The organism is Limnospira sp. PMC 1279.21 (assembly GCF_032349615.1).
Lineage (GTDB): Bacteria > Cyanobacteriota > Cyanobacteriia > Cyanobacteriales > Microcoleaceae > Limnospira > Limnospira fusiformis.
In genome coordinates this window covers 29,574-45,815 of sequence record NZ_JARPLU010000005.1, presented here as the reverse complement: position 1 = coordinate 45,815, position 16,242 = coordinate 29,574, and the positions used below count along the sequence as shown (strand labels likewise).

Genomic DNA, 16,242 nt, shown 5'->3' with positions numbered 1-16,242 from the left:
ATTGTTAATTATTAATTGTTAATTATTAATTGTTAATTATTAATTGTTAATTATTAATTGTTAATTATTCATTGTTACTGATGAAAAATGGACTATAAAACTGCCCGTAGTTTCTTAATTGACCAGGGTATGGCTTTGGAAATACAAAATAACCCCGATGCCTTTTTAATTCGTCTGAAAGAAGGTAAGCCCCCGGTCCCTGGTCAAGTGACATCGATTTTGTTAGCAATTAAACTGGTGTATGACTCCCTCAAAGAAACCGATAACTTCGATCGCCCCCTGGTGTTGGCTTTGTATCAATTAGCCATGGAAAGCCATCAGCAATTGATTCTCAAGTCTAAACAGGGTGTCGAATGGCCTCCCCTACTCCAAGAAGATCTTAATCGGATATCTCTGGGGGTGAAAAGTATTTTTTCCGGTCAATGGTATTGACAAAAACCAGATTGTATGCTTACAATGCTAAGGTGTATGGCAGAAGGCTGGTTTATGCCAGCTTGGATGCCACAAGTTTGCTTTAACTTTTTGAGGAAACTAAACCAATGGAGATTCCTGGTAGTAGTAGTTTTATAACTACACATCAAGAGTCCGATTCGTCTACAGAAGACCCTGACCCTGGCCCTAGGTGTGGCTGGCAGTTGATTGGTTTGATGAATTTGCCCCGATCGCTTTATTAGAGATTAGGGGGTTCATCTCCGGTCACTGCTGGGCATAGTGACTGGGAAGGAAGGAGGTAAACCCCCTAGACTATTACTGAATATTTCAATCAATTTCGAGTTGGTTTTTTCTGGTTATTGGAAGAAAAAGCCAGGCTGTTTTTGGATGTTTGATTATTGAATAAATAGTGCAGCCAGTGGACTGGTTGACAGGTTGGATCTTTGAGGATTTATTCAGCCTGAAACTGTGTTTGGTCTACTTTTGCCACTCCCAAAATGACCTTTTGTGAGTCGATTTGTGCTGGCAAATATCCTCAAAAAATTAAGGCAATAAACATGGTTTGATGCTGCCAATTATCCGGTATTTCGTGAGTAGAGGTGAAAAATGCGTGGCAATGTTTTGAACGATTTACTACAACCTTTTGCATTAGAAGCGGCGAAAAAAGAGGCGAATAGTTTACCAGCTTCGGAATTGGTACAACTGCTGATGCAAATTGAACCCCATAAGCGAGTTATAGCGTTTCGATTACTAGAAAAAAACCGAGCGATCGCTGTTTTTGAATATTTACGCCCGGAAGAACAAGCCGATCTAATTCAAGATATGGAAAATCCCGAAGTAATGACGCTTCTGGAAGCACTTGATCCTGATGATCGTGTGCAGCTATTTGAGGAACTTCCGGCTAAAGTGACTAAGCGACTGATAGGGAAACTCAGTCCCCAAGCCAGGGAAACCGTTAACTTACTACTGGGATATCCCGAAAATAGTGCGGGAAGAATTATGAATCTGCGGTTTATTACAGTCCGCAGTAACATGACCGTTGCGGATGCCCTAAGCATTATCCGCCAATCGGAATTAGACCCGAATCAACTGGCGGTTGTGTTTATTATTGATGCCGAAAGATATTATCGCGGATTTGTTTCTACCGTTAACCTGATTAGATTCGACCCCCATCAAATTATTGGTGAATTAGCCGAGGGAGAAACCATTGCCGTCCGCGCCAGCGATCGCGATTTAAAAGCGGCTAAACTCCTGAAAAATAACGACCTTCCCGCCATTCCCGTAGTCGATAACGAAGGGCGATTAATTGGAGATATCACCTTTGATGATGTGATTGACTTAGTGGAAGAAGAAGCCACCGAGACAATTTTAGGCCAAGCCGGAGTCGGGAATTTATTAACCCGCGATCAAGGCTGGAGTGAAAAACTGGTGCGTGGTCCTTCCATATATGCCATTAGACTGCGGATAATTTTCTTAATTGTCACCCTGATTGGCGGTTTTTTAGTCGGTGGTGTGATCGAAAGGTTTGAAGATACCCTAGAGGCGATCGTGGCGGCTGCCGTATTTATTCCCCTAGTCATGGATATGGGAGGAAATGTCGGCACTCAATCAAGCACTATTTTCGCCCGTGGTTTAGCCTGGAGTCAAATTCACCCCAGCCAGTTTACTGCTTATCTATTCCGAGAAGTTCGCATTGGCTTGATTATCGGGGTGATTTTAGGCACTGTGGCGGGAGTAGCCGCCTACTTCTGGCAAGGATTACCTAACGATATCCCCCAACTCGGTTTAGCCGTCGGAATTGCCCTAGCTTGTGTAATTACTCTGGGAGCAATTTTAGGGGCAATGTTACCGATGATTATGCTAAGACTAGGCTTTGATCACGGTCCTGGTGCCGATCCATTTATCACCACAATTAAAGACTTTTCCGGTCTGTGGATTTATTTTTCCCTAGTGGGGTTACTGGTTGGCGTTAGTTAACTGCCATTAAACCCAGTATCTGAGTCACGGAATCACCCTAAGCTGGCAAAAAGATTGTAACAACTAAGGAGATAAGAACATGATGATGAGTCAAGCTATCACTTCCCGCCCCAGTGTTATTTCTACCCTCAAACAAATTTGTTTGCGGAAACAGGAAATTGCACAAATTTACAAAGCTATGGCAAAACGGGAATCTTCGGCATCCCGTCGGGAGACTTTACGCAAAATGGCGAGTTCCTCCGAGCAATCTATTTTATCTCCAGCTTGCACATTGAACCAGTTAGGGGAATCAGTACCTAGTCTCAAATATTCATGGTGGCAGCGGTCATGGCATCAATTAATTGCCCAAGTTAATCTTCCCTTGATTTTGCATTTGATTCAGAAGTTAGAGGCACAGGATAACTATTATTTGAATCAAATTTTGGCTGAATATGGACAAAAAACTACTGCTGCTATCAATGATCGGAGCGAAGATCGGCTGGTTTTGCAACAAATGTTATCTCCCCATTGTCGCTATCGCGGACAACTGACTTCAGAACATCTGCGTTTTAACCAAGTTTTTCAGGATTTTTCTAATCAAGTGGCGATCGCCTGTGCTTTAGAAACCAGTGGTAAAATCTCACCCGGACAAGCAATGGAGCGTCTGGAACAGTTGTGGGAGGAGTTGCAAGACTCCCAACCCGAATCATAACCGCTCCCGAATAGGGCAATATGGGGAGGTTGAACCCCTCCCCATCACTTATTTTTCCGGTGAGTGCTGCCGAAAATATCCTAAAATCAGCAGTCAGTAGGTTCTTGGCATAGTTTAACTCAACTGTGTACAGAGTCCATCGAACCACAATCGGAAGGTGATACATGGAGTGGACAGAAACATTGCTGAGACTGACTGTGGCATTTTTGTTAGGCTCGGCTTTGGGAATTGAACGTCAGTGGCGACAGCGCATGGCTGGGTTACGGACTAATACATTGGTAGCCACGGGAGCGTCTATGTTTGTTATTCTTTCCGTGATGACTCCCGGAGAGGGTAGCCCTACCCGCATTGCGGCTCAAGTTGTGTCTGGAATTGGTTTTCTGGCTGGGGGTGTAATTTTAAAAGAAGGCCTCACGGTTAAGGGGTTGAATACGGCGGCGACTATTTGGTGCGCTGCGGCAATTGGGACTTTATCGGGGGCTGGTTTTTTTTCCGAAGCATTTATGGGAGCCGGTGCGGTTTTGATTGCTAACACGGTTTTGCGCCCCTTGAGTCTTCGCATTAACCAGCAACCTACAGAAGGGACTGAATTGGAATTTAATTATCTCTGTTCCCTGGTTTGTCGGGGTAATGAGGAAGCTAATGTCAGGATTTTGTTACTGGATGCTCTGGGTCAAATGAAGAAAATTAAGCTGCGTTCTTTGCGGAGTCAAGATTTGGATGACTTTAATCATTTGGTTGAGGTTGAAGCTGAAATGATAGCCCAGAATCGTGATGATAATTTGTTGGAGCAAATAATTAGCCGATTAAGTTTAGATCCTTCGATTAAATCTGTGAGTTGGCGGATTCTTGAGCAAGACTATGATGAATAATTAATGGTTGATTATCAATTATTCATGACCCGGTAGAGGCGGGTTACACTGTCAATGCTCCGCCTCCCCATCGATTCGATAAACCTTTAGACCACAACCTCTAAGAGTTGCTGTAAGGGAATATCAATTAGTTGTTGATTGCGATTATAGTGGAAGTCTAAACTTTGGATAATTCGCTCTAGGAGGTAGCTGTCCAGCAATACCTGTAATTCCTGCTTGGTCTTGGGTAAAAATCCATCCTCTTTAGCTACTTCTAAATAACTGCCCAAAAATTTAGCACCTACCCAATTATACCAGATTTTCGCCCATTGTTCCATTTCGGGTACGTTTTCGGGTCGAATCATGCCATTTTCTACCTCGTTGAGTAAAGCCACACGAGTGGCATAATTGAGGGATTGTAACATGGCGGCGACATCCCGCAAAGGCGATCGCTTCATCCGCCTTTCATTTAAAGTGCGGTAGGTTTCTCCCTCAAAGTCAATCACCCAAAAATCTTTACCTGTATAGAGGATTTCATCTAAGGAATAGTCCCCATGACAACGGGTTCGCATTCCGGTAATTTTGAGGTTCAGTAGGGATTGAAAACGCCCTAAAATATACTCATGTTTACTCAGAACTTTTTTGGCTAAATCGCGGGTTTCCGGTTTCATAGAACCCAGTCCTTTTCTCAGCTTTAGCATTACCTGTCCGGTCAGGTTTCGGGAATATTGATAAATCGATCGCTGATACAAAGATGAAAAGGGTTCTGGGGTAAAATTCGGATCGTCCGTATCGCTGGATAAGGCAATATGTAACTCGGCTGTGCGTTGACCTAGTAGTTGAATATTACTCAGATATGATCCGATCGCGATCCCTACTTCTTCGGGAATTTCCTCATTTTTTAAGGTTAGCAGAGATTCTGAGGGAACCTCCACCGGAGTTTCCGTGGTTGGTAAAGTTATGCGATCGAAAAAGTCTCGGAGATTATCTAAAGTATAATTCCAAGCCTTAACACCATCGGGAATATATACCTGCAAAACTCCTAAAGTTGTAGACTCTCCGCGACGGGGTTGATATTTTAACCCTCCCATTACTGGCGCAATGTGTTCTAATTGTTGTTTCTGTCCCAAAAAACTGCGAATTTCTAATTCGGGATTAATACCCGGTTCGACTCGGCGGAAGAATTTGAAAATTAGGCGATCGCCATAAACAACTAAGGCATTTTTATCCGTTTTTCCCATTAGCTGAGGGTTGAGTTTCTCTTGACTCATATCTACCCCCGCCAGCGCCTCTGTAGTCGTCGCCGTTAAAGTGCCATGTTTACCCTTATACTGTTGGCGGTTCCGAATCATATTTAGGGGGAGAGTTAAGAAGTCTTGATCAGCACTTGCTTCAAATAAAATCCCCTCTTGACCATCGATTTTTACTGAAGCCAGCACCGCACTAGGAAAGTTAGCACTAACTTCTTTTGATTGTTCACCAATAGCACAAGATAACAGCACTACATAGGTTTCGGCAAACCCTTCCGTATAGTCTACATTTAGCATGACAATAGCTGCTTCCTGTTTCGGAAAAGGAATCGGAATAAAATCAGCAATTGTCACCGACTGCATAACCCTAGATTTACTAAGAAACCACGAGGATCGATGCAGATATTCCGGGAATAAAGACTCTAAACGTTCGCGGGTATCCGACTGAGAAAATATTTGATGCCAACTTTTAGCCACTTCTAAAGCTGGCAGTTGGTGGCGGGGACGTGGTAGCAGGCTGGTGGCTGGATCAAACTGAAGCATAAACCAGTAAAATCCATAGGGTGCGATACTCAGAAAATAGCTAGATTCACCAATTTTGGGGAACTGATTTCGCCCGAAAATTTCCACGGGAACCATTCCCTGGAATGGGGTTAAATCTAATTCTACACTCTGCACAAATCGCGACAGGTTTGCCACTACTAAAATATGTTCCCCAGAGTAGGTGCGGACAAATGCTAATACTTTCCTGTTTTCGGGATGTAACAGTTCAAAAGTTCCACGTCCAAAGGCTTGAAAACGTTTCCGCATCGCAATTAAACGTTTCATCCATGACAGCAGGGAATTAGGATTAGCGCTTTGCGCTTCCACGTTGATGGCTTCGTAGTGATATTCAGAGTCTAAAATAACTGGTTGATACAGTTTCTGAGGGTTGGCACGACTAAAGCCAGCGTTACGGTCAGGACTCCACTGCATGGGGGTGCGAACTCCATTGCGATCGCCTATATATATATTATCCCCCATACCAATTTCATCACCATAGTACAGCACGGGAGTTCCTGGTAAGGAAAGCAGCAGACTATTCATTAGTTCAATTTGGCGGCGATCGTTCCCCAGTAGTGGCGCGAGACGGCGACGAATGCCTAAATTTAGTCGCGCTTGGGTATCTTCTGCATAGACCCGATACATATAATCTCGGTCCTCGTCTGTCACCATTTCTAAGGTTAACTCGTCATGGTTACGCAGAAATAATGCCCACTGACAATTATTAGGAATAGAGGGAGTTTGGTTGAGAATATCCACAATGGGGAAACTATCTTCCATTCGTAATGCCATAAACAAACGAGGCATTAACGGGAAGTGAAAATTCATCTGACATTCATCACCTTCCCCATAGTAAGCGGCGGCATCTTCCGGCCATTGATTGGCTTCCGCTAATAGCATCCGATCCTCATATTTGCTATCAATATAAGCCCGTAATCTTTTCAAAAAGGCATGGGTTTCTGGCAGGTTTTCGCAGTTGGTTCCTTCCCTCACACACAGATAGGGGACTGCATCTAAGCGCATCCCATCTACTCCCATTCCTAACCAAAAATCCGCGAGTTCTAACACGGCTTGCTGCAATTCGGGACTCTCATAATTTAAGTCCGGTTGATGGGAGTAAAAACGATGCCAATAATAGGCTTTTGCTACCGGGTCCCACGCCCAATTAGAGGTCTCAAAATCCTGGAAAATAATCCTAACTTCTGGGTATTTGTCGGGGGTATCACTCCATACATAAAATTCCCGTTCTTTACTGCCTTTGGGGAGTCTCCTCGCCCGCTGAAACCACGGGTGCTGGTCGGAAGTGTGGTTAACTACTAACTCGATGATTACCCTAATTCCCCTTTCATGGGCGGCATCCAGAAAGGTTTTAAAATCATCTAAATTACCATAGATATAATTAACATCTCGGTAATCGGAAATATCATAACCATCATCTCGCAAGGGAGAGGGGAAAAATGGTAAAATCCAGATGGCAGTGATGCCGAGTTCTTCCAGATAATCTAATTTTTCCGTGAGTCCAGCAAAGTCGCCAATACCATCGCCATTACTATCACAATAGGCGCGGACTGGCACTTCGTAAATAATCGCATCTTTGAACCAAAGCGGATCATTATTGAGTTTTGATTGTGCCATAGGTTGAATTTCTGTTCGTCAATATTTGCTGATGTTTAGGGGTTTAATGATGGTCAAATGTCAAGGCTTTCCCTCTTACTTCTAAGTTAAGTTTGCCATGGTCATACACTACTTGACCTCCGACAATAGTAACCACTGGCCACCCGGTTAGCTGCCAACCCTCAAAGGGACTCCAGCCACACTTGGTTTGCAATTCTGAGGCTAAAACTGGGCGATAATTGTTTAAATCAACTAACACTAAGTCAGCATCATAACCAGGGGCGATCGCTCCTTTATTCGGGATATTATAACCTTTTGCTACGGCTGTTGACATCCAGTTAGATACCTGGGCAACACTACAACGTCCGACGGCGATCGCCTGAGTTAGCATCACTGGTAAGGATGTCTCAACTCCCGGCATTCCTGAAGGGCTATTGGGATATGGTTTGGCTTTTTCTTCTAGGGTGTGGGGGGCGTGATCTGTAGCAATAAAGTCGATGACTCCATCCAACAACGCTCGCCAGAGAACTTCATTATTTTCAGGCGATCGCAAAGGCGGATTCATTTGAGCTTTGGTGCCAATTTTACCATAATCGGTGATATTTAGCACCAAATGTTGGGGGGTAACTTCTGCTGTTACCCAGGCGGGTTTATCCTGTCGCAGCAATTCGGCTTCTATACCTGTAGATAGATGCAAAATGTGCAATCTTCGTTGATACTTTTTAGACAGCTTCAGAGCCAGTTGGGTGGCTTCTAGGGCGGCTTGTTCATCCTGGATCTGGGAGTGAATGGCTGGATCTGTTTGTCCCGCAAATTCCTCGCGCCGACGATTAATCCGGTCCTGGTTTTCCGCGTGTACCGCAATTAGGCGATCGCCTTTAGCAAAAATCGGTTCTAAAATTTCTTCGTGATCGACCAATAAAGGTCCGTGCATTGACCCCATAAAAATTTTAATCCCAGGACTCGGGTTAGCCTCTAATAAATCCGGTAAATTCTCAGGAGTCGCCCCCATAAAAAAGCCATAATTTACCAAACACTTTTGGGCAGCCCTTTCTAGTTTATCCGCCAACGCTTCCTTTGTGCTAGTTAAAGGGCGAGTATTCGGCATCTCCAAAAACGACGTAACGCCACCTTTAGCGCAGGCGCGACTGGCTGTTGATAAATCTTCTTTATATTCTAGTCCCGGTTCCCGAAAATGAACCTGGGGGTCAATTACTCCCGGTAACAGAGTTAACCCCTCTGCATTTAGGTCCATTTCTGACTCTCCGGCGGCGGGAAGTTCTGAACTAATTTCCAGAATTTTACCCCCCCCCAGTTTAACATCTCCTAAGCTGAAATTGCCATCCGGTAGCAGAATATTCGCGCCACGGATATAGATGATTTGGGTAGTAGACATGACTGATTTGTGACCGTGTAGTTTAGATAACCACTACCATTTTACCATCAACTGGCTACAACTTATCATCATTTAGCTCGGATTAGTTTCCGGGGCGATCGCTTCTTGTAAAATCTCCGGGATTTTTTCCCCACCATCTCTAATAATACTCTCGAATATATCTTGTACAACTTGCCGAATCAAGTCGCTGGTCAAAATTTCTTCAAAGTCCTCTGATGACACATTAGTTAGACGCAGGTTAGGGAGTTGAAAATCGAGAGAACTGGCAAATCCCAAAGGTGCTAAAGTCACATTAACTTTAGTATTCTGAACATCGATAACATCAAAGTTAATTTTTAGCTTAGTTTTCGAGGTTTCCTCTGTGGTTTCAGTCCGTGTCTGCGGTTCCGAAGGTTGGGTGGATTTCAGATTATTGATAATTGCCAAGATATTGTTGTTTAGTAGTCTCTGTTCGATGTTGACATCAATATAGTTAATCGCGAAATTATTGATTTCCACCACATCAGTTAACAGGCTTCTCGGAGTCACATCAATATCCACCTGATGAATCTTGAGAACATGGGGAGTGCTAAAATTATCAGGATTGTTGATGGTCAGATTATTAATCCGCAAATCACCCCGCAATTTATCCAAACTCAAAGATTGAATTTCGGTCGGTACTCCTAGGGTAGAACTCACTGTATTTTCTAGGTAGTTTTGCAATTGGCTATCTACCCTTGATAAAGTCACATTGGCGATCGCAGCTAGGACAATCAGCACCCCGCCCACAATCCCAGCAATAGTTAACCAATTTTTCCGTTTTTTAGTCATGGTTTCACTCCAGATTTAGCCCGTGATTTGGATATATTATAGACCAGAAAATTTCACAGTTGATAGGTTCCCCGTCAATTGTTTGCTATAATTATTATAGCTGTCTACTGTCCACTACTACTGCTTAACTATATTTTACATAAATTGCTGACCATGACTATTTCTCCGTTGCTAATTGAAACCGCCCAAAAAACCCAAGCAGCAGCCCGCCAATTGGCTGTTTTATCTACAGATGCCAAAAATCAGGCGATCGCATCCATAGCCCAAGCCCTAGAAAATGCCGCCCCAGACATTCTCGCCGCCAACCAGATGGACTGTCAGCAAGCCCAAGCTGATGGTATTGCGAAACCTCTTTATAACCGCTTAAAACTCGATGAAGCCAAGTTAAAAGGCGCGATTTCCGGCTTGCGAGATGTCGAAAAATTAGCCGACCCAGTAGGCGCAATTCAAATTAATCGGGAACTAGACCAAGGCTTAAACTTGCGCCGGCTAACTTGTCCTTTAGGAGTCTTAGGAGTAGTCTTCGAGGCGCGACCAGATGCCGTTATTCAAATTTCCGCCTTAGCCGTCAAGTCGGGAAATGGCGTAATCTTAAAAGGTGGCAAAGAGGCGATTAATTCCTGTCGAGAACTCGTCAAAGCCATCCGCCAGGGACTAGCCACAACAGCAGTCAATCCCGAAGTCGTACAGTTATTAACTACTCGCTCCGAAATTATTGAGTTATTGCAGTTAGATAAATATGTCGATTTAATTATCCCCAGGGGCTCCAATTCTTTTGTACAATTCGTCCAGGAAAATACCCGGATTCCCGTTTTAGGTCATGCGGATGGTATTTGTCATCTATATATAGACCGGGAGGCAGATATATCCAAAGCCCTACCCATAGTCATTGACTCAAAAATCCAATATCCAGCCGCTTGTAATGCCCTAGAAACCCTGTTAGTGCATCAGCAAATAGCCCCGCAATTTTTACCCAAACTAGCCGCAGAACTCCAACAAAAAGGAGTAGAATTAAGGGGGGATAGTCACAGCCAAAAAATCGTCAATATTGCCCCAGCCACAGACGCAGACTGGCAGACAGAATATACTGATTTAATTCTCTCAATTAAAGTAGTCGAAAATTTAGAAGCCGCCATTTCTCATATTAATACCTACGGTTCAGGGCATACAGATGGCATCATTACCGAAGACCAAGAAGCCGCCCAAACCTTTATGGCAATTGTAGATTCAGCCGGAGTATTTCATAACTGTTCCACCCGTTTTGCTGATGGTTTTCGCTATGGTTTTGGGGCGGAAGTTGGTATCAGTACCCACAAAATGCCCCCCAGAGGTCCCGTAGGTTTAGAAGGATTAGTGACCTATAAATATCAATTAATTGGGGATGGTCATATCGTCGCCACTTACGCCGGAAATAATCCTAAACCATTTACCCATAGAAACTTACTTTAATAACAGCCTAGCCATTTCCACCTAGAAAGGCGGGAGCAATTATTCAGGTTGATCATCTCACCCCCAACATTGCTTAACCCGCCTAACTGATTATGGTTAACTAGATTACACCAAGTTACTAGAATTATTATTTAGCATAAATTTTCCTAAAATTCCCAAAACATAATCATTTCTTAATAGTTGACGATCGCCCCCAAACCGTCCATAATATAAGGTAAGGTCTCAAGGGCTTATAAAATGCAAAAAAATCCAACTGTGCAACTAGCAACTGTAGCAGCCATTGCCTTGGGAGGTTTCGCCGTATTTCAGCCGCCTGATGTCGCCCAAGCGCAAGCAACATCCTTTTACTGCGACATGAACTCCCCCATAGGCTATCCCACCGTCTATGCTCGCACACCCGCCGGAAATAAACCCATAGTTAGCTTATATTCTGAATATTTCAGCGCCTCTGGCTATTCCCCAGAACGCCGCTGTCAGGAAATCGCCCAAAGGTTTACCAACTTTTCCCATACTGGACAACTGAGATATCTAACCGCCGGATATGTCAACAATTTACCAGTAATTTGCGTAGTTTCCGATCATGGAATGCCCTGCGCTAGTAACACCATATTATTTACCATGAAAGCGGACGACCCCGAACCCGCCGAAAGTAAACTTCAGCGACTGTTCAACATCCGCCGAGGAGCCAGTGATATCCTATTTGAAAGCGAAGATGATGCAGGTGTCTACATCAACTTTGATCAATTTTTAGGGGGAGTTCCCGCCGAAAGTTCTACCCCCGCACCCATGACACCATCAGACCCCCCCAGTTCTCAACCGGGGACAGCGTGGTGAGCCTTCAAATATCTACCAAGTATCTCAAGTATCTAAGGTGCAGCAACCACTCAAATTTTTAGCGAGAGCGATCGCCATTAGTTTTCCCCTGTTAGGATTAAGCTGTCAAGCACAAGTGCTGACAGAAGAAGAAAGCAGACAATTTCAGCGGGAACCAACCCTAGCCGCCAACACCAGTCCACCAATTCCCTCAACAGCCGCACTGCACCAAAAAGCTAGACAGATTACTGTCCGCGTTTATTCAGGAAGGATGTGGGGAACCGGGGTAATTATTGACCATCAGGGTGGCATTTATACAGTGGTCACCAATGATCATGTTTTGCTACCAGGGGGAGGGCAAAATTATCGAGTCCAGACCTACGATAACCGCATCCATGCTGCCGAAATAGTTAACTCTATATCTTGGTTTCACAATGATTTAGGGATTGTGCAATTTCGCAGTGTAGATCACTCCTATAATGTAGCAGCGATCGCCTCCACCCCAGTAGACCTAGGAGAAACCGTAATCGCGGCTGGATTTCCCTTAGAACCCGACCCATCAGCCCCCCAAGGGTTTGTGATTACAGAAGGTCAAGTCTCCCTTTGGATGCCACAGCCATTTATCGGAGGTTATCAGGTAGGATACACCAACGACATTTTTTCAGGAATGAGTGGCGGACCCCTATTAAATCGCCGAGGGGAACTGGTGGCTATTAATGGAATGCACAAATATCCACTGTGGGGAAATGCTTATGAATTTGTAGACGGTTCATCCCCCGACCCCGCCCTAGCAGCAAAACTGGTTGAGTACAGTTGGGCGGTTCCCATTCACACCGTGTTACAACTCGCCCCCAATTTCACATCAGCAAACACCATCAACCCCAAACCCTCACCCCCCGTTGAACCCGTTTCTCCCGTATCTTCACCCTCGCAATGGTTTTGGTAAACCAGAACAAATATCAGGTTAGGAACGATGACAAAAATGCGATCGCTTACTCAAAATCTACTACTGTTAGCCGGAGTCTCCCTATTAGCGACTCTAGCGCCCGCAGCCCTGGCTGCACTTTCCCCCGCAGAAATCAACTCCATCGCCAGCCAAACCACCGTATTAATTGCGCCAGAATTGCGACCGGAACTCATCGAAGCCCTAGAAAATAACTACAGAAATCCCCTAGCCAGCCAAAACAACCCCGATGGCGTATGGCATCCCGGTTCTGGTGTCATTATCGCCCGCGAAGGTAATCGCCACTATGTTCTGACTGTTAGCCACAACTTCCGACAGCGAGACCTAAATGCTGGAATCTCTTACGGTATCCGCACCAGTGACGGTAAAGTTCATATAGTCCAACAACCCAACGATGGGCGAGGCTGTCCCCTCAACGGTTCTCCCACCCCAGGAAATTTAATGAGATTTGGCTGTTATTCCATCACCCTACCCACGAGAGTAGACGGACCGGATCTAGCCGTAGTAGTATTTGAAAGCGATCATCACTATCCTGTAGCCCCTTCCGCCACCGAAAACTCCCTCAATGTGGGCGACCCTATTTATGTTTCCGGCTGGCCTGACCCCGAAAAAGAAAGAGATGCCACCACCGGACGCTGTACCGGGAGGGCAGCCCGTCGCCAAAGACGATTTACCTGGGGACCGGTCACCGGAGTAGTTAACCCCGCCAGCAGCGAAAACGGTTATAGCATTTTTTACTTAGACAATACCCGTCCCGGAATGAGTGGCGGTCCTGTATTTGACAACCAAGGTCGCGTGGTGGGCGTTCACGGTCGCGGTTCCGGTGGGAAAGCCCAACTGGTCAATCAATTCTGTTCCGTTAGTAATGCCCCCAACGCCCAAGCCTTTGAGTCGGGGGATTTTGCCATCGAAGGTCAAGGAACCGGACGCGCAGACCCAGCCACCCTACGAACCCGCTTTAGTAGTGGTCAAGCCTTTAATAATTTTATCGGCTTAATTCGCCGCACGGGTTTAAATCTATCATTTAACACTAATCCTCCACCGCCCCAAATTATTCAAGCCGCCCTGACCGCCATTCCCGCCCGAAGTAGCACGGGAACGGTAGATTTTGCGATCGGATCTGTTCCTGTTGGCAGTTTTGATGACCCTCAAGATGTAATTCCTAACATTTATGATAGTTACAGTTCTTTTGAGGGCTTAGGTTCTCGACTGCGAGATACACCGTCTGGCGGTTGCGATAGTCTACTTTTGGGAGAGCCTTGTTGGTAAATGTATGTTATAATAGCCCAAATTAGACTGGCTCCCGTGTCTTGGTAGTTGCGACAACTACTGGGATATCATCTGAAAAGTTAACTTATGACATCTTCCTTGCCATCTATTCTGATTGTAGATGATGACCCCGATAATTTTGATGTAATCGAAACTTTATTATCAGACCAAAATTATCAGTTGCATTATACATCTAATGGGACTCGGGCGATCGCCTCCTTGGATATACTGCAACCCAATTTAATTTTACTCGATGTCATGATGCCCGACATGGATGGCCAGCAAGTTTGTCGCGCTATTAAAGACATTCGCAAATGGCAAACTTTACCCATTATTATGGTCACCGCCTTAGACAGTAAAGAAGACCTCGCCCGCTGCTTAGAAACCGGGGCTGATGATTTTATTAGTAAACCCATTAATCGGGTGGAACTCGTTGCTAGAGTTAACTCTATGTTGCGGATAAAGTCTCAATATGATGACCTGCAAGCTATTCTAAAATCCCGCGAAGATATGGTCAATATGATAGTTCATGACCTGCGGAATCCTTTAATGAGTGTATTATTTAGCCTATATCTTTTACAGAGGACAGAACTTCCCGATAAAATTGAAGATAAAATTGGTAAATGCTTACTCTCCGCCCAACGTTTACAAGCGTTAATCAACGACTTGGTAATCATGGGGAAAATGGAAAACCGACACATTGAGTTAAATTTGGCGGATGTTGATCTGTGTACTACTATTCAATCCACTGTGGAAAATTTCCAGGTTATCGCCACTCAAAAAAATATCCAACTTATTTGTCAACTTCCCGCGCCTGGTGGTACAATTAGAGTGGATGAGGCACTATTTACACGAGTTTTAGATAACTTACTTTCCAACGCCACGAAATTCTCACCCCGTCATAGTGAAATTATTATTAATGCTGATTATCTTACCCCCAAAGGTGCTAGGGTCCAAGTAGTTGATTTTGGTCCGGGAGTCCCGGAGGAATTTAGAGCGAGTATTTTTAATAAATATGACATCGGTAAAATAGTTAAAAATGTCTCTCAAATTGGCTTGGGATTGGCTTTTTGTAAAATGGTTGTTGAAGCACACGGCGGACACATTAGAGTTATCCCTAACCAACCACAAGGCAGTATTTTTGAGATTACTATATAATAGTTATTTCCGACTGTCGGAAAACAAGGGCAGCCCCTAAGACCGCCCCCAGATATTAACAGTTGGTAATTTTAGCGAACCTGCATATAAACGGCATCGGATATAGTCGGAATTTCTGCATACTGTCCCCGGATAGATTGGACAATACCATAACTAACAGAGGCTAAAACACCCAAGAAAATCATATTAAACAGAGTTTCTTGGATAAACCCTTGCAATGGGATAATCCCCAAAATCAGACTACAGCCCAAAATGATAATATTCAACAAAATCGACTGCATGGCATTAAATCTGATAAAGTGGGGGATATTTTCGTTACGCACCACCAGCAGATACAGCAAGAAAAAGACAATCAGACCCGCAAAAGGAATAGACTGAAAAATTGCCATTAGGGGAGCTACGGGAATCAAAATAATCTGTAGTATGGGAAATTGAGTTAATAAAAATCTGCCGAACTGTACTCCATACATCAAGGGTAGCATATAGGGCAAACAAGCAAAAATGCGATCGCGAACAGTCGTTGTCCCACGCCAATTCATAGTCAGCTCTCCTGTTAACCAAAAAAAGTCGATACTCCCAGGATAACGCAGTGACGACGGAATATGGCTCAACTACCAATTTAGATTTCACAGAGACAGCCCCCGTTATAGCCAAACCTAACGGGAGTATGAATAGCGATCGCTCAACCCACGCCGCCAGTTAAATATTAGCAATGCGGAATCCCATCTGACACTCATACTGACCGGGTTGATTATCTCCGGGTTTACGGATCAGATGACCACAACTGAGATGGTCGCCACGCCATCGGGGTTGACCGCTATGGTCGGCGAGTAAACACCCCTGACACACTTGATGGCTTTCAATAATTTGGTTTTCCATGACCATGACTAACATAATCCTCCCTCCCCGCGATTGCTGAAGCCCTATCCCCATTATATTTTGAGATTCGTTAAGACCCCAGGATTGATGCACAACTTAACATGGCCATTAATATCAGGTTGTGTCACGGGATACATCCAATGCTC

At 44.5% G+C, this 16,242-nt stretch carries 15 protein-coding genes; 10 read left to right on the top strand and 5 right to left on the bottom strand.

Translation table 11 applies throughout. The features are described from left to right. The first annotated feature begins 87 nt into the window (after positions 1-87). The 5 genes from P5683_RS01575 (at position 88) to P5683_RS01555 (ending at position 3,972) form a co-directional block, all read left to right on the top strand. Positions 88-432 carry a hypothetical protein gene (locus P5683_RS01575; protein ID WP_006624269.1) on the top strand — a complete coding sequence of 115 codons (345 nt, stop codon included), beginning with the start codon at positions 88-90 and terminating at the stop codon, positions 430-432. Positions 433-539: 107 nt separating this feature from the next. Further along, the gene (locus P5683_RS01570) at positions 540-674 is read left to right on the top strand and encodes a hypothetical protein (protein WP_006668412.1); all 135 of its coding nucleotides are present in this window, start codon (positions 540-542) and stop codon (positions 672-674) included. 364 nt (positions 675-1,038) lie between these two features. Continuing rightward, complete coding sequence (gene mgtE / locus P5683_RS01565) at positions 1,039-2,409, top strand: magnesium transporter (RefSeq protein WP_006624271.1); 1,371 nt, start codon at positions 1,039-1,041, stop codon at positions 2,407-2,409. 79 nt (positions 2,410-2,488) lie between these two features. Continuing rightward, on the top strand, positions 2,489-3,100 hold the full coding sequence (locus P5683_RS01560) for a hypothetical protein (protein WP_006624272.1): 612 nt from the start codon (positions 2,489-2,491) through the stop codon (positions 3,098-3,100). A 164-nt stretch (positions 3,101-3,264) separates the two neighbouring features. Beyond that, positions 3,265-3,972, top strand: coding sequence for an MgtC/SapB family protein (locus P5683_RS01555; RefSeq protein ID WP_006624273.1), 708 nt, complete (start codon positions 3,265-3,267; stop codon positions 3,970-3,972). A gap of 86 nt (positions 3,973-4,058) precedes the next feature. Here the strand turns inward: P5683_RS01555 and treS are convergent, their stop codons facing one another. The 3 genes from treS to P5683_RS01540 all read right to left on the bottom strand — a co-directional run bounded on the left by treS (position 4,059) and on the right by P5683_RS01540 (position 9,564). Next, a complete protein-coding gene (gene treS / locus P5683_RS01550) occupies positions 4,059-7,379 on the bottom strand; it encodes a maltose alpha-D-glucosyltransferase (protein WP_315638630.1) in 3,321 nt (1,106 codons plus the stop codon). A 43-nt stretch (positions 7,380-7,422) separates the two neighbouring features. Next, positions 7,423-8,754 (bottom strand): dihydroorotase, encoded by a 1,332-nt coding sequence (locus P5683_RS01545; protein WP_006624275.1) that lies wholly within the window; start codon positions 8,752-8,754, stop codon positions 7,423-7,425. Positions 8,755-8,826: 72 nt separating this feature from the next. After that, positions 8,827-9,564: an AsmA family protein gene (locus P5683_RS01540; RefSeq protein WP_006624276.1), complete on the bottom strand. Its 738-nt coding sequence runs from the start codon at positions 9,562-9,564 to the stop codon at positions 8,827-8,829. A 153-nt stretch (positions 9,565-9,717) separates the two neighbouring features. Here P5683_RS01540 and P5683_RS01535 point away from each other — a divergent pair, with 153 nt between their 5' ends. The 5 genes from P5683_RS01535 to P5683_RS01515 all read left to right on the top strand — a co-directional run bounded on the left by P5683_RS01535 (position 9,718) and on the right by P5683_RS01515 (position 15,217). Beyond that, positions 9,718-11,013: a glutamate-5-semialdehyde dehydrogenase gene (locus P5683_RS01535; protein WP_008052612.1), complete on the top strand. Its 1,296-nt coding sequence runs from the start codon at positions 9,718-9,720 to the stop codon at positions 11,011-11,013. A 237-nt stretch (positions 11,014-11,250) separates the two neighbouring features. Beyond that, entirely contained in the window at positions 11,251-11,847 is a 597-nt protein-coding gene (locus P5683_RS01530) for a COP23 domain-containing protein (RefSeq protein WP_008052611.1), read from the top strand. A gap of 37 nt (positions 11,848-11,884) precedes the next feature. Then, entirely contained in the window at positions 11,885-12,772 is an 888-nt protein-coding gene (locus tag P5683_RS01525) for a serine protease (RefSeq protein WP_315638635.1), read from the top strand. 27 nt (positions 12,773-12,799) lie between these two features. Further along, a complete protein-coding gene (locus tag P5683_RS01520; RefSeq protein WP_111892596.1) occupies positions 12,800-14,059 on the top strand; it encodes a serine protease in 1,260 nt (419 codons plus the stop codon). Positions 14,060-14,146: 87 nt separating this feature from the next. Then, on the top strand, positions 14,147-15,217 hold the full coding sequence (locus P5683_RS01515; RefSeq protein WP_315638639.1) for a hybrid sensor histidine kinase/response regulator: 1,071 nt from the start codon (positions 14,147-14,149) through the stop codon (positions 15,215-15,217). A 71-nt stretch (positions 15,218-15,288) separates the two neighbouring features. Here P5683_RS01515 and P5683_RS01510 read toward each other — a convergent pair whose 3' ends face one another. Then, positions 15,289-15,756 carry a Tic20 family protein gene (locus tag P5683_RS01510; RefSeq protein ID WP_006624283.1) on the bottom strand — a complete coding sequence of 156 codons (468 nt, stop codon included), beginning with the start codon at positions 15,754-15,756 and terminating at the stop codon, positions 15,289-15,291. Between the two features lie 160 nt (positions 15,757-15,916). After that, positions 15,917-16,111, bottom strand: coding sequence for a hypothetical protein (locus P5683_RS01505; protein ID WP_006624285.1), 195 nt, complete (start codon positions 16,109-16,111; stop codon positions 15,917-15,919). Between the last annotated feature and the right edge of the window lie 131 nt (positions 16,112-16,242).